General features: G+C 40.0%; 9 protein-coding genes and 1 tRNA gene. 3 read left to right on the top strand and 7 right to left on the bottom strand.

Features of this window, described 5'->3' with window-relative positions; all coding sequences use genetic code 11:
• Nucleotides 1-97: 97 nt before the first annotated feature.
• Both cdd and porV read right to left on the bottom strand, forming a co-directional pair.
• The gene (gene cdd, locus ACKGJN_RS00795; protein WP_409537514.1) at nucleotides 98-580 is read right to left on the bottom strand and encodes a cytidine deaminase; all 483 of its coding nucleotides are present in this window, start codon (nucleotides 578-580) and stop codon (nucleotides 98-100) included.
• Between the two features lie 173 nt (nucleotides 581-753).
• Nucleotides 754-1,911: a type IX secretion system outer membrane channel protein PorV gene (gene porV, locus ACKGJN_RS00800; protein WP_409537515.1), complete on the bottom strand. Its 1,158-nt coding sequence runs from the start codon at nucleotides 1,909-1,911 to the stop codon at nucleotides 754-756.
• Between the two features lie 349 nt (nucleotides 1,912-2,260).
• On the opposite strand from porV, the gene gldJ reads away from it, so the two are divergent.
• Both gldJ and ACKGJN_RS00810 read left to right on the top strand, forming a co-directional pair.
• Nucleotides 2,261-3,928, top strand: coding sequence for a gliding motility lipoprotein GldJ (gene gldJ, locus ACKGJN_RS00805; RefSeq protein WP_409537516.1), 1,668 nt, complete (start codon nucleotides 2,261-2,263; stop codon nucleotides 3,926-3,928).
• 170 nt (nucleotides 3,929-4,098) lie between these two features.
• Nucleotides 4,099-5,394 (top strand): UDP-N-acetylmuramoyl-tripeptide--D-alanyl-D-alanine ligase, encoded by a 1,296-nt coding sequence (locus ACKGJN_RS00810; RefSeq protein WP_409537517.1) that lies wholly within the window; start codon nucleotides 4,099-4,101, stop codon nucleotides 5,392-5,394.
• Nucleotides 5,395-5,476: 82 nt separating this feature from the next.
• On the opposite strand, the gene ACKGJN_RS00815 is transcribed toward ACKGJN_RS00810, so the two are convergent.
• Both ACKGJN_RS00815 and mfd read right to left on the bottom strand, forming a co-directional pair.
• A tRNA-Val gene (locus tag ACKGJN_RS00815) sits at nucleotides 5,477-5,551 on the bottom strand.
• Between the two features lie 164 nt (nucleotides 5,552-5,715).
• Complete coding sequence (gene mfd, locus ACKGJN_RS00820) at nucleotides 5,716-9,102, bottom strand: transcription-repair coupling factor (RefSeq protein ID WP_409537518.1); 3,387 nt, start codon at nucleotides 9,100-9,102, stop codon at nucleotides 5,716-5,718.
• Between the two features lie 230 nt (nucleotides 9,103-9,332).
• On the opposite strand from mfd, the gene ACKGJN_RS00825 reads away from it, so the two are divergent.
• The gene (locus ACKGJN_RS00825) at nucleotides 9,333-10,688 is read left to right on the top strand and encodes a dihydrolipoyl dehydrogenase family protein (protein WP_409537519.1); all 1,356 of its coding nucleotides are present in this window, start codon (nucleotides 9,333-9,335) and stop codon (nucleotides 10,686-10,688) included.
• 18 nt (nucleotides 10,689-10,706) lie between these two features.
• Here ACKGJN_RS00825 and ACKGJN_RS00830 read toward each other — a convergent pair whose 3' ends face one another.
• The 3 genes from ACKGJN_RS00830 to ACKGJN_RS00840 are packed head-to-tail and all read right to left on the bottom strand — an operon-like array spanning nucleotide 10,707 to nucleotide 14,656.
• A complete protein-coding gene (locus tag ACKGJN_RS00830; RefSeq protein ID WP_409537520.1) occupies nucleotides 10,707-11,516 on the bottom strand; it encodes a tryptophan-rich sensory protein in 810 nt (269 codons plus the stop codon).
• A 20-nt stretch (nucleotides 11,517-11,536) separates the two neighbouring features.
• Nucleotides 11,537-12,172, bottom strand: a complete 636-nt coding sequence (gene pdeM / locus ACKGJN_RS00835; RefSeq protein ID WP_409537521.1) for a ligase-associated DNA damage response endonuclease PdeM — start codon at nucleotides 12,170-12,172, stop codon at nucleotides 11,537-11,539.
• Between the two features lie 12 nt (nucleotides 12,173-12,184).
• On the bottom strand, nucleotides 12,185-14,656 hold the full coding sequence (locus tag ACKGJN_RS00840; protein WP_409537522.1) for a ligase-associated DNA damage response DEXH box helicase: 2,472 nt from the start codon (nucleotides 14,654-14,656) through the stop codon (nucleotides 12,185-12,187).
• Between the last annotated feature and the right edge of the window lie 727 nt (nucleotides 14,657-15,383).

Raw genomic sequence — 15,383 nt, forward strand, 5'->3', positions numbered from 1 at the left:
ATTTAAGACTGGACAGTGGATTTTGTCTAGTGGAAAACAAAAATACTATTTTCAATAAGAATGGAAAACAGTTTTAATATTAAAAAGAACGAAAACGTTATAGAAAGGTGTTATCGAAGGCAAGCGGCAATAAATTCTTTAAAGAATTAGACCTTACAACTTTCCCGCTTGCGCCCATAAAATATATCTCTATAGGTTCATCCTGCCTGACCTCATACTCTGCAATAGCCTGGCGACAGGCTCCGCAGGGTGGTACAGGAGTGATCATGCTGTGCATTAAGGATTTGGCAGTGATCACAAGGGTTTTGATATTTGCCTTTGGATATTTGGACCCCGCATAATAAATCGCAGTGCGTTCTGCACAAAGTCCGGAAGGATAGGAGGCATTTTCCTGGTTGCTGCCGGTAACAACTTCATTATTATCCAATAATATAGCAGCCCCCACATGGAATTTTGAATAAGGAGCATACGCCATATCCCTTGCTTCAATGGCCGCTTCCATTAATTCCTTTATATCTGCAGGAATATCTTCGAATGAATCGTAGACATCCAGATCGCAATTTATCGTAATTGATTTCATGTGTTTATATTACTGTTTTAAAGGACTCCCGGCAGACATCGGGAGTAATATTCATATAAGAATTTTCCTTTGTGAGAAATTCTTTCTTGTGGATGGATTCATTAAATATTTTTTTTCGCAGACCCTGAAATCGGCTTTTTTTTTAGAATAAAGGAAGCTTTAGCTTAGATCTATTAGTATTCTGAATATACTTCACCAAAATTAAATGTCAATCCAAATCTCAGAGTTCCATCAAGCGGGCTTACGACATTTGATGTTGAAAACAAATAAGAAATATCTATAATCACCGGAGCGTACTTAAACCCGGCGCCAATTGCAACAAATTTTCTTGATCCTTTGGTATCGCTTTCATTAAAATATCCCGATCTTAAGGCAAATGCATCTCTAAAAACATACTCAGCACCCAAAGCCCAGGTAATCTCTCTCATTTCTTCTGCAAAACCTCCCGGAGCATCTCCAAAAGATTTAAAGATTCCCTGAATTGCACCTATATCATTATATCTTTGTTCATCCTCGCGATCTATATCTCCATCCCCGTCAAAATCCTGAGGAGTTGGCACAAGCAGTTTATTAAACTCTATGTAGGTCCCTAACCTGTTATCCACATCAAAAATAAATTCAAATCCGGCACCGGTTTTTAAATTAGTAGGGATAAAGTTTTCCTGCCCAACTTCGTCATATTTTATTTTTGGACCAATATTGGAAATATTGGCACCTGCACGAAATCTACCGTCAAAATTGGAAAATACTATTGGCCGTGTTTGATAAAAAGCGGCAATATCAACTCCAAAAGTGGATGCTGCAGTGGCATCTTCACTGTTTACAGCAAGTTTTAAATCAGATCTTAGATACCTACCTGCAACTGCCATTGAAAAAACCTCGCTTAAACGAAGTGAATAAGATATATCCAGGGTAAGTTCATTAGGGCTAAGCAATAAGGGTTGCTCCTCAAAACCACCTTGGGTCTCAATAGATCCTAAACTGAAATATCTTAAACTTGCCGCTACTGCGCTTCGCTCATCAAGTCTGTTGAAATAAGTAAGATTTCCTAAAAATATATCATTCACAATATTGCTCAAATAAGGAGTATAGGAAACTCCTATTCCCTGTTGGCTTTTTATAAACGCAAACTTGGCTGGATTCCATTGTTGGGAAAAAGCGTCGGCAGAAGTTGCAACCCCCTGGTCACCTATTCCTGCACCCCGGGCATCTGCAGCGATCAATAAAAATGGTACTGCGGTTGTGATAACCCTATCCCTCTCCTCCTGAGCGTAACCATGAACATTTAATAATAAGGCAACCCCAAGAACTAAAAGTGTAATTTTTTTCATCACATTATTTAATGTTTAACAAATATATATTTTTATTCTTGTTAAGAGAATAAGCTCTTATCAATTTTCAATAAAATTTAAGAACAATAATTGAATAAGTTGCCCTTTTATAACTATTTTCCTTCATTATTATTGCCCATATTTACAATTGAGCACTCTCAATGATCAGTTTAATGCTAAACTTTTAATTCAACTATAGTTTTAGGGGAGTATAAAGCTAATCATCTTCACACATATCCTCAAGAATATTAAGTATTTACATGTTTTTGAAACAAATAAAATATTCTTGTACTTTTGGCGTTAATTACTATATTGCAAAGCCTAAATTACTACATAAAGAGAACATAATATGAGGACGAATGTTGCCTTTAAAACGCTATTGACTATCGCTATTGGTGTCAGTCTTTTCAGCTGTAATAAATCAAATAATTACAAAAATAGCTCCCGTGCCACCGGTTGGGATATCAATTCCAAAGACGGCGGATTTCAGTATAAAACAGATTATAAGGAGATGGAAACAGGGCCAGGTCTTGTCTTTGTAGAAGGTGGAACCTTTACTATGGGACGGGTTCAGGATGATGTGATGCACGACTGGAACAACACTCCAACGCAACAACACATTCAGTCATTCTATATGGATGAGACTGAGGTAACCAATATGATGTATATGGAATACCTGGACTGGTTGAAAAATGTATTTCCTCCCAGCCAGGAGAATTATAGAAATATTTACAACGGTGCAGTTCCGGACACCCTTGTTTGGAGAAATCGATTAGGATTTAATGAAACCATGGTGAATAATTACCTGAGGCACCCTGCCTATGCCAATTATCCGGTGGTAGGAGTTAGCTGGATCCAGGCAGTGGAATTCAGTAAATGGAGAACCAACCGGGTGAATGAATTAATGCTGGAGGATAAAGGATACATAAAAGAGGGAGCCCGCTATAACGATATTGATGCAGCCACTACTTTTGATACTGAAACCTATTTAAATGCACCAACAAAGGTTTATGGTGGAAATGATGAAATAACCAGAGGTGGTAAAAATGCCGATAAGCTAGGAACTGCATCCGACAGTGCAGAAGCCAAGAATATATACATCCAGCGAAAAGATGGGGTATTATTACCTGAATACAGACTTCCCACCGAAGCCGAATGGGAATATGCTGCATTAGGACTTGTAGGAATACGAAGCTATAATGTTTACCGCGGAAGAAAAAAATATCCCTGGGACGGTCAATACACAAGATCCGGAGATGTGAAAAGACAAGGAGACCAGCTTGCCAACTTTAAACAAGGTGCAGGAGATTATGGCGGAATTGCAGGATGGAGCGACGATGGTGCCGATATTACTGCGGAAGTTAAATCTTATCAAGCCAACGATTTTGGATTATATGATATGGCTGGAAATGTTTCTGAATGGGTTGCTGATGTTTACAGACCTATAGTTGACGATGAATTCAATGATTTCAACTATTATCGCGGGAATGTTTACACCAAAAATGAAATTAATGATGATGGCAGCGTGAAAATTGTTGCTCCAGATGGAGTTGTTTACGACACTTTAAGCAACGGAAAAATTGTTGCACGTGCCCTTCCCGGAGAAATAGCTCAGGTTCCTATCACAGAAATGGATTCCTATTTGAGAACCAATTTTGACAAAAGCGATAACAGGGATTTTCGTGATGGTGACAAAAGTTCTTCCAGATATTACGAATCTTTCAACGAAATTTCCAGTCCTTCAAAAAGGATGTATAACTCCCCGCAGTTTGCAACTTCAACAGATAGTTTAGGAAATGTTAGACCTGAAAATGACGAAACCAAAAGAACCTCACTTGTTAGCGATGAAGTTCGAGTGTATAAAGGAGGTTCATGGAGAGACAGAGCTTATTGGCTGGATCCCGCTCAAAGAAGATATTTCCCTCAGGATATGGCCACGGATTACATAGGATTCAGAAATGCGATGTCCAGAGTAGGATCTAAATCAAAGAATGAAAATAAAACAGCAAGAAATTAAATTCTTGTAAACTTGTAACAGACGGTTTAAGAAGTAAAGTTTTCGTTTTAGCTGAATTCAGTTTGAAAATAATTGAAAAGGCTTTAAAATTTTAAAACCCTGGTTTTAGAATTTAAAAAAGACGAAATCATAACTTTTTAAACCGTTTCTTTTTTTTATAATTTTAGCTGATGGAAATCGAACAATTACACAAACTCTTTCTTCAAAGTAGCGGAATTGCTACAGACACCCGCACCCTTAAAAAAGACCAACTTTTTTTTGCATTAAAAGGAGAAAATTTCAACGGCAATAAATTTGTTGATGAGGCCCTGGAAAAAGGAGCTGGATACGTTGTGATGGATGAAGCCGAATTTATAAAAAATGACAGATGCATTTTGGTTTCGGATGTTTTACAAAGCCTTCAGCAGCTTGCCGGTTATCATCGAAAATATTTGGGCATTCCTATTTTGGCCATTACCGGAAGCAACGGAAAAACAACCACCAAGGAACTTATCAATTCCGTCCTTTCAAAAAAATTCAATACAGTTGCTACTGTAGGCAATTTAAACAACCACATAGGTGTTCCTCTTAGCCTTTTGTCTATGAACAGCTCAACAGGATTCGGCATCATAGAAATGGGCGCAAATCATCCCAAAGAGATCGAACGACTCTGTGAGATTGCACAACCGGATTATGGATACATCACAAATTTCGGAAAGGCGCACCTGGAAGGTTTTGGAAGCATTGAAGGAGTCATTAAAGCAAAAAGCGAGCTGTATGAAAATCTCAAAGCGCAGGGTAAACTAATCTTTATAAATACAGATGACCCAATTCAGCAAAAACAGATTTCTTATAGAAACACATTTTCTTTTGGAACTTCGGGCAATGCAGATGTTGTTGTAAAATACAAAGATAATCTCGGGACCGCCGAGGTTATTCAGAAAGACAACGTATATAAAAGTTCCTTGACCGGATCTTACAATTCAAGAAATATTGCTGCCGCAATTTGCATAGGGTTCTATTTTAAAATACCAGCTGAGGACATCGGGAATGCAATAGCATCTTACAATTCACAAAACAACCGGTCGCAAATCGTGAAAATGGGAACTATAACTTTTTTAATGGATGCTTACAATGCCAATCCAACTAGTATGACAGCAGCGCTGAAAAGCTTTCATAAATACCCTGCAGAAAACAAATCCGTAATTCTGGGTGATATGTTTGAACTGGGAAAAACTTCTGCAGAAGAACATCAGGAAATAGTGAACCTGTTAAAAACAATGAGTTTTAACAGCGTTTTCCTGGTAGGGAGCAATTTCAATACAACAAATTCCCAAAATGGAAATATTGAAAAATTCGAGAGCTTTGCAGATTTGGCTGAAAAAATAAAAGAAACCAATTTTGACAATTCTTACATCCTTGTAAAAGGATCCAGAGGAATGGCCCTGGAACGCATTCTGGAGGTTGTGAAGAAGAAAATGGATTAGTCTTTGAATTTTTTAATTCCTGAATTTTACAGGGAATGGAACCGGGAAAGAAAAAAGTCGAAGAAATAATACCTGATTTTTGTGGGTGATACTGGATTCGAACCAGCGACCCCTACCTTGTCGAGGTAGTGCTCTGAACCAACTGAGCTAATCACCCAAAACTTTTATTAGATCACGAAGATATTAAAATTTAGCGTCATTCCTGGAATGAAAAGCGGCTTCCTTTCCTGGAAGCCTTTATTTGTAGGGAATGTATTCTGTCCGCAAAGATTCAATTCCTGTGAGGGCTTTTCATTTAGTTTAAGTTATTTCCTTTGGGGGTTAGGGGGCCATCAATTCCCCCTTCGGTGGCAAGGGGGCTTTAAAAGGCTCCAATACTTTTAAGGCTCTATCAACCGAAGTTATCTTTTCAAAAGTGAGCAGCAACCTCAAACCAGAACGGGTTTTCTTTTCCTTCATCGTGCATGATTGGGAATGGGTTTGCACGTATTGCAGGACTTTTGTAAACGCCTGGGTTTGATAAAAACCGGATTGCTGGTCGGCAATAAAATAGCCTATCAGTTTTCCCTGTTTCATCACCACTTTCTCCAGACCAATTTTGGAAGCGATCCATTTTATGCGCACGCTGTTTAAAAGATCAACCGCTTGTGTTGGTAGTTCTCCAAACCTATCCACCAGTTGCGCTTCATATTTAAGAAGCTCTTCTTCGGTTTTTACGTTGTTTAACTGAGTGTAAAGATTCAGTCTTTCAGAAATATTATTGATGTAATCATCGGGGAATAAAAGCTCAAAATCGGCATCAATTTGGGTGTCTTTCACGAAGGTTTTGTCCTCTATATCTTCATCTTTGTGATACAAATCTTTAAATTCATTTTCCTTGAGTTCCTCGATGGCTTCATTCAAAATTTTCTGATAGGTATCAAAACCTATTTCATTGATGAATCCGCTTTGCTCACCGCCAAGCAAATCTCCCGCGCCACGAATTTCAAGATCTTTCATCGCGATATTTATTCCGCTGCCCAGTTCGCTGAATTGCTCCAAAGCCGTGATACGCTTTCGTGCATCATCGGTCATTGCAGAATAGGGCGGGGTGATAAAATAGCAGAATGCCTTTTTATTGCTTCGCCCTACCCGTCCCCGCATTTGGTGCAGATCTGAAAGTCCGAAGTTGTTGGCATTGTTGATGAAAATTGTATTCGCATTGGTAACATCCAATCCGCTTTCCACAATTGTGGTAGAAACCAGCACATCAAACTCGCTGTTCATAAAAGAAAGCATCAAATTTTCGAGTTTTTTCCCTTCCATCTGCCCGTGGCCTATCCCTACTTTTGCATCCGGAACCAGTCGCTGTATCATCCCTGCAACTTCCTTGATATTTTCAATCCTGTTATGGATAAAAAATACCTGCCCGCCCCGCTGGATTTCATAGGAGATCGCATCGCGAATGGTATCTTCGGCAAACCGCACCACATGGGTTTCAATCGGGTACCGGTTTGGAGGCGGAGTGGTAATTGTGGAAAGGTCCCTCGCAGCCATTAAGCTGAACTGCAACGTACGCGGAATTGGCGTGGCGGTTAAAGTTAGCGTATCCACATTTTCCTTAATCGTCTTCAATTTATCTTTGACAGCTACCCCAAATTTTTGTTCCTCATCTACAATCAATAACCCAAGATCCTTGAATTTTACGGTTTTACTCACCAGCTGATGGGTTCCAATAATAATATCTACCTTCCCCGCTTCCAGATCGGCCAGGGTTTCCCTGCGTTCCTTTGCGGTTCTAAAACGGTTGAGATAATCTACGGTCACAGGAAAATCCTTCAGCCGTTCTGTAAATGTTTTATGATGCTGAAAAGCGAGTATGGTAGTGGGAACCAAAACGGCCACCTGCTTCCCGTTATCTACAGCTTTAAAAGCAGCACGAATGGCAACTTCCGTCTTTCCGAAGCCAACATCCCCGCAAACAAGTCGGTCCATGGGTCTTTCAGTTTCCATATCTTCCTTTACCGCAGTGGTTGCCGTAGTTTGATCTGGCGTATCTTCATAGATAAAAGAGGCTTCCAGCTCGTGTTGTAAATAGGAATCGGGGCCAAAAGCAAATCCTTTTTGCAGCCTTCGCTTTGCGTATAATTCAATGAGATTATAAGCGATATGCTTGACTCTGGATTTCGTCTTTTCCTTTAAATTCTTCCAGGCATTGCTGCCCAGCTTATATATTTTTGGAGGCTTCCCGTCTTTGCCATTAAATTTTGAGATCTTATGAAGCGAATGTATGCTCAGGTAAAGAATATCGCGCTCGCCGTAAACCAGCTTAATAGCCTCCTGCTTTTTTCCTTCAACATCTATCTTCTGCAATCCTCCAAATCTTCCAATCCCGTGGTCAATATGGGTAACATAATCGCCCACTTCCAGGTTGCTGAGTTCTTTAAAGCTGATGGCCTGCTTTTTCGCATAGCCACTTTTCAGTTGAAATTTATGATAGCGTTCAAAGATTTGATGATCTGTATAACACACCATTTTGGCAGTTTCATCAATAAAACCCTGAAATAAGGAAAGTACCACCGTTTGGTACTTCACTACGCGATCCTGGTCGTCAAATATATCATGAAACCGCTTGGCCTGTTGTTCGCTTACGCAGAAAATATAATTGGTATATCCCGCAGCTGTGTTTTCAATTAAATTGTCGATAAGAAGATCAAACTGTTTATTAAAAGAAGGTTGAGGTTTTGTGTTGAATTCAATAGTTTCCGCAGTTTTAAAATAGGCCTGCGAACTCAATTCCACCACGCTGAAATCCATCAGCTGTCTTTTTATAATTTCGGAATGACAAAAAAGTTCTTCGGGCTTGCTGTGTTTTATTTCTTCTGAAATAGTTTTAAAAGCTTCTTCCGCCTTACTGAAGAGTTTGTCCAGTTGGTCAAGGAATATATCAAGATCTTTCACAAAAACCAATGTATTGGACGCGATATATTTCAGAAAACTTTCCCGTATCTCATCCAGCTTTTTGTTTTCCACATTGGGCATCACCGAGATTTTCTTCACCTTTTCTGTAGAAAGTTGGGTTTCCACATCAAAGCTCCGGATGCTGTCTATCTCATCTCCAAAAAATTCAATCCTGTAAGGTTCGTCATTGCTGAAAGAAAACACATCTATGATCCCTCCCCGAACCGAAAATTCCCCGGGTTCAGTCACAAAATCCACCCGCTTGAATTTGTATTCAAAAAGCACTTCATTTACAAAGTCTATGGAAAGCAGGTCTCCAACTGCTATTTTCAAGGTACTTCTGTCCAGTTCCTTCCTGGTAACCACTTTTTCAAAAAGAGCATCGGGATAGGTGACTATAACGGCCGGCTTTTTTCGGGAATTAATGCGGTTCAATACCTCTGCCCTTAGAAGCACATTGGCATTATCTGTTTCCTCCATTTGGTATGGCCGGCGGTAACTTCCGGGATAAAAAAGCACGTTTTTTTCACCTATCAGCTGTTCCAGATCGTTTAGGTAATAGGCAGCTTCTTCCTTATCGTTAAAAACCAGTAGAAAAGGAGCGTCCGCTTCCTGAAAAGCATCTGAAACTGCAAATGATAAGGCAGATCCAACAAGGCCTTTTAAGTGAATATTAGCTGTGCTTTTTGAGGACAGGACGAGGGTATCCCTAAGTTTCTGTTGTTGCAGAGACTTCGCGAAATTTTGGGCAATAGAAGTTTTACTCATTGAAGCAAAGGTAATTCCCTCACTTTTGCAATACAACCCCCTACAACTTATTTAACTTTTGATTAAGCGAAAATCATTTTTATGCGCGGGAATTCCCTCGGAAAGACTTCGTTTGCGCGGATTGATGGCGCGGATTTGCAATCCGTGACAGAAATCCGCCTAACTTTATCATTTCCCTAACAGCAAATGCGCGCGGAGTTGGTAACTTTCCATGAATTAAAAATTATAGAATGGCTTTTCAACATTTTGACGTTTTTGTTATTGGCAGTGGCACTGCGGGAAAAAATATCGCTAAAGATTGTGCGACGGCAGGGTTAAAAGTGGCAATTGCCGACAATCGCGAATTTGGAGGAACCTGCTCCAACCGGGGTTGTGATCCTAAGAAAGTATTGTTGGGCGTTACAGAAATCCTTTACAAGGCATCAAAATTGAAAAATAAAGGGATCACAAAATTGCCTGAAGTTCGCTGGGAAGATACCATGGGATGGAAAGAAACTTTTGTAGATGCAGTTCCCGCAGCTACCGAAAAAGATCTTGAAAAGCGTGGAATTATCATGTATCATCAGTCTCCGGTATTTTTGGATGAAAACACGCTTTCGGTAGAAGGAAAGACAGTAACGGCAGATAAAATCGTGATCGCCACCGGCCAGGTTCCAACGGAATTAAAAATCCCCGGACGCGGCCATGCCCAAATAAGTGATGATTTCCTGAACCTTGAAAAGCTTCCAAAGACCATGATCTTTATCGGCGCCGGATACATAGGGATGGAATTTGCCCATATTGCCGCCCGCTTTGGAGTAAAAGTTACCGTGATGGAATTTTTTCCAAGACCGCTTATAAATTTTGATGAAGATATGGTGGAGCATCTACTGAAAGCTTCTGAAGAATTGGGAATTGAATTTATATTTAATGCAGAAGTAAACGAAATTGAAAAACTTCAGAAAAACTTTAGGGTAAATGCACTTCAGAATGGAAAGAAAATCTCGGCAAAAGCAGAACTTGTTTTTAATACCGCAGGGAGAGGGCCTTCCATTGAAGGGCTGGATCTGGAGAAAGGCAAGGTAGCATTTACAAAAAAAGGTATTAGTGTAAATAAATTTCTGCAAAACACTACCAATAAAAATGTGTATGCCTGCGGAGATGTTTCAGATAGTGCAGGACTTGCACTTACCCCGGTTTCTGCTTATGAGTCAGAAATAGTTTCGGCTAATATTTGTCGGGAAAAGAGTCCTTTAAAAATCGATTATCCGTTTCAGCCTTCCGTAGTATTTACCTTGCCAAATATTGCTTCGGTAGGTTTTTCAGAAAAAGAAGCAAAAGAGAAAGGTTATAATTTTACTGTAGAACATAAACTGGTGCCGGAATGGTTTAATTCCAAGCGAATCAATGAGAAGGTGTATGCCTACAAAACTCTGGTAGACAACAAAACCGGACAAATTATTGGAGTCCATTTGGCAGGACCGGAAGCAGCAGAAATCATTAATTTATTCACCCTTGCGATGAACAGCAAAACCGATGTAAAACAACTTAAACAAATGCTCTTTGCATATCCTACCTGGGGAAATGATATTAAGGGAATGGTGTAGATTTATGAGCGAAGTAATTTATCCTTCGTGCAACCCATCATTTCCATTTACCAGTTTATACATAGGATTGGTCTTTCGGTTTAAAAAACCATGGTACATAATACTAATAAGAACAATTAATGCGCTCCCAAGAGCAGTATAGGCAATCGCCAAATTCCCATCCTGATGTCTTATATAAATAGCAAACAAAGCCCAAACAGCAACGGCTGCAAACTCCCGCATATTGCGTTTGTAGATCATTAGAATATTAATGATTCCGGCTATTAAAATCATAATAATAGTCCACTGTGTCTGGTTAAAAATCCAGCCATCCCAACCCATTTTTGAAAGGTATGCGGAAACATTCGCGATGGTAGCCACCGTGATCCAACCGGCATAAAGGCAAATTGGCCACCAGGTAAATGCGATAATCTTGAGCGGGGCATCCCAGCGTTCCATATTGGTGTTTAGAACGATCTTCAGCAAGGAAAAAAGAATCACGAACATCAGGATTACTGAAATTCCTGTATATTCAAATAGCCAAACTACTACCCAGACGGCATTGGCAACATTGGCAATAATAAACCAGGGACCGGTTTTGCTTATAAAATCTGAATCCTTATAGCTAAAAAAAGCCCTGTTAATTTGAAAAAACACATAAACCAGCAAGGATAAAAAAATAAGACCCCAAATGGCAAAAGCATAGCCCGCAGGGGTAAATAAGTTTTCATACTCATTGCTTAGGCTGCCAATGGTATTACTGTTTATTTGGACGGTTTGGGAATAATAGTTCACGATAATCACCAATATAACCGACAAAAAATTTAAAATTGTTAAATTTCTGTTCATAAGTAGGTTGATTGAAAAGGTTAGTAAACTAAAATTACTTCTTTTTTAGTTATTACAAACACCTGATCACCAACATTTGGCGAAATCCAGTAATTCCCTGTAAATTCTCCAAAAGCCGGCAGGATTAACTGTTCCCCGCTTTTATAAAAACAGCTGAGTTTAACCTGCTGTCTTCCCGTACCATTGAGTTTGAAACCGGGATGTAAATGCCCGCAAAGGTTAAAGTAGTTTTTCCTGATTTCGGGATGGTGTGTTAGCAGAAAGTTTTCCAGGATTAATTCTGAATAAATCCTGATACCAAGTGCTTCGTATTTTAATTCTGAAATGATGTCGTGATTTCCCACCACAAGCAGGACTTCAGCAGAAATATCCTGCATCCAGTTTTCAAATAAATCCCATTCCAGGTTGAGGGAACTGTGAAAAAGGTCTCCTAAAAAACAAATTTTTTCCGGCTGAAAATAGTCTACAACCCGTGATAAACGCTCAAAATTTTCGGCGATGGCATTTTGGGGGACAGCACTGCCATATTTTCTAAAATGGGAGATCTTTCCCAAATGCACATCGCTTATAAGCAGCATTTTTTTCTCGTTCCAAAACATAGCACCGAAGGGGTGAAGACTAAAATTTTGCCCGAGTATTTCAATGTTTTCCATCACCCTGCAAAAATATCATTTTTCCCATTGAATAAGCATCCGCCTGATTCGATCTTCGAGTTTTTCTGAAGATAATTTTTCCCGAAGTCTGTCTGTAATAATTGGAAAGGAAAAAGGTGTTGGTTTTTCACAGGCCTTCCAGATAATCTCTTGTTTGCTAATCCTTTCCAATGCCAGCCTAAGCCTTCCCTCTTCCAGCTGATGTTCAAAAGTTTCCCGGAAAGCCTGTAAAAACAATAAATTTTCAGGCTCATAATCCCGGAACACGCTAAAAAGCAACTGCGAATTCGCCTGTAAGTGCTTACTCTTGATCAACTTGTTGGGAAAACCGGTAAATACCATTCCCGCGATCACCGCTATATCCCGGAATTTTCTTCGGGCCATCTCAGTAGCGTTCAAACTATTGTTGAGATCTTCCATTAAAAATTCCGGGGAAAACAGACTATTATCCAGCACCTGCTGCATATCTATTTCCTGATTGGAGAGCAGTTCAAATCCATAATCATTAAAGGCAAGGGTAAAACTTATAGGGGACAACAAACTTATGCGGTATGCCAGTAAACTGCTTAGAGCTTCATGCACAAATCTCCCTTCAAAAGGATAAAATATAGCGTGATAGCCTTCGCGGGTCTTAAAGGTTTCAACAAGAAATTCGTCTTTATTTGGGATGATTGATTCCCGCTGTTGCCGTTCAAAAATGGGTTGTAACGCAGAAAGTTCCCGGGATTTCCCACCGCCGGATTTTGCCGATTCCCTGGCCTCATACATCTCTTCCCGCAGCAATTCGCTCATTTGTGCAGAAAACCCCATTCTGCCTCCCATCCAACTTGGCACCTTGGAATTCTTTTTCTTTGAAGATCTTACCAAAACCTGCATCCCCTTGATTTTTACAAGTTCCAGATTTTTTCCGGCAAAAGTAAACGCATCCCCTGGGGATAATTTGGAGATAAACCATTCTTCAATGGTTCCAATATATCCTCCAGACATATATTTCACAGTGAGCATAGCGTCGCTCACAATGGTTCCTATTTGCAATCGGTGGCGCATGGCAACCCCGCGATCGTTCACTTTAAATTTCCCGTCTGCTTCAATCTCTACTTTTTTATATTCATCGTACGCCTGCAAACTCTGACTTCCTTTGGTTATAAAATTCAGGATCCATTTCCACTGATAATCTGTAATTCCCTGAAAGCAAAACGTAGATTTTATTTCAGGGTAAATATCCTTCGGAAAAAATCCGTTAGAGACTGCGAGGGAGGTAAGATATTGTACCAAAACATCAAAACTGAGAAGGTATGGAATCCGGTCTTCCACCACGGTTCTTTTTACTGCTTTCTGCAAAGCTGATGCTTCTATAAGCTCAATGGCGTGGGTTGGTAAAAAATAGATCACACTTTCCTTTCCGGGCTGGTGACCACTTCTTCCTGCCCTTTGTATAAACCTGGCAACTCCTTTGGGTCCACCGATCTGGATAATAGTCTCCACAGGGGCAAAATCCACCCCAAGATCCAGGCTGGAAGTACATACCACCGCTTTTAAACGCTCATCCCGGATTGCCTGCTCTACCCACAATCGGGTTTCTTTGTTGATACTTCCATGGTGCATGGCTACTTCTCCGGCAAATTCGGGATATTTATGCATTAATTTCTGGAACCAGAGTTCGCATTGCGATCTTGTATTGGTAAAAATTAAAGTGGTCTTTGAATTTCGAAGAATCGGAACCACCTCATCAATAAGATGCATTCCCAAATGTCCACGCCAGGGGAATTTTTCCATTTTCTCCGGAATGATGGAACGAACTGTTATTTTTTTATCCAGCTGTGCCCGGATCAATTCTGAATTTTTGTAAGCTTCAGAACCTGGTCCCAGCAACACTTCCCGCGCTTCCTGAAGATTCCCTATAGTAGCTGAAATTCCCCAGATCTTTAGATTTTTGGAAATTGTTTTTAAGCGGGATAATCCAAGCTCTACCTGTACTCCGCGCTTTGCTCCCAGCAACTCATGCCATTCATCAACTATAATGGCCTGGAGGTCTTTGAAAGTTTTATCGTAGTCTTTAGAAGACAACAACAGCTGCAGACTTTCGGGGGTGGTAATTAAAAGATCTGGCATGTTCTTTTTTTGAGCTGCCCGATCTTTTTGGGAGGTGTCCCCGGTTCTTATTCCCACGGTCAACTGGGTGCCCATTTCCTCTGCAAATCGGGTGGCGGCCTGTTCAATTTCCACAGAAAGCGCACGTAGCGGAGTAATCCAAATCGCTTTTAATCCCTTTTTGTGTTTGGACTTATAATCGGGATTGTTCTTTATGTATTCCAACACGACAGGGATCCATAGCGCGTAGGTCTTCCCGCTGCCGGTAGGCGCGTTTAAAAGTCCGTGTTTTCCCTTCAAATAAGCTTTCCAGGTTTGTTTTTGAAAAGCAAAAGGCTTCCACCCCTGCCCTTCAAACCAGGATTCCGCTAATTTTATAAGTTGTGTTTGGTTCATTCTTTTTTTTAAAGCTCCTTCTTTGAAAAGAAGAATGTGATCAATTTATAATATACTTCCAAAACCTTTCCGTCTTAATCGGTAAAATAATTCTGGTTTTATAAAAACACCTTCGTTGCCGATTAATCCACCTTCCCTTGAAAAAAAGGGAAGGAGCCCTGTTATTTTTCGTATTATTTTAAATGAACTTAAATTTAAAATAAAATCAAAAGCTCCCCTCCTTGCCAAGGAGGGGTGGCCGTAGGCCGGGGTGGTTTTAGTTACAATTTACTTCCTAAACCCTTCCATCTTAATCGGCAGGAAGATTCTGTTACATAGAAAACATCCAAAAACCGATTAATCCACCTTCCCTTGAAGAAAAGGGAAGGAGCCCTGTTATTTTTCGTATTATTTTAAATGAACTTAAATTTAAAATAAAATCAAAAGCTCCCCTCCTTGCCAAGGAGGGGTGGCCGTAGGCCGGGGTGGTTTTAGTTACAATTTACTTCCTAAACCCTTCCATCTTAATCGGCAGGAAGATTCTGTTACATAGAAAACATCCAAAAACCGATTAATCCACCTTCCCTTGAAGAAAAGGGAAGGAGCCCTGTTATTTTTCGTATTATTTTAAATGAACTTAAATTTAAAATAAAATCAAAAGCTCCCCTCCTTGCCAAGAAGGGGTGACCGTAGGCCGGGGTGGCTTTAGTTACAATTTACTTCCTAAACCCTTCCATCTTAATCGGCA

The organism is Gillisia xinjiangensis, from assembly GCF_046298265.1.
GTDB classification, from domain to species: Bacteria; Bacteroidota; Bacteroidia; order Flavobacteriales; family Flavobacteriaceae; genus Gillisia; species Gillisia xinjiangensis.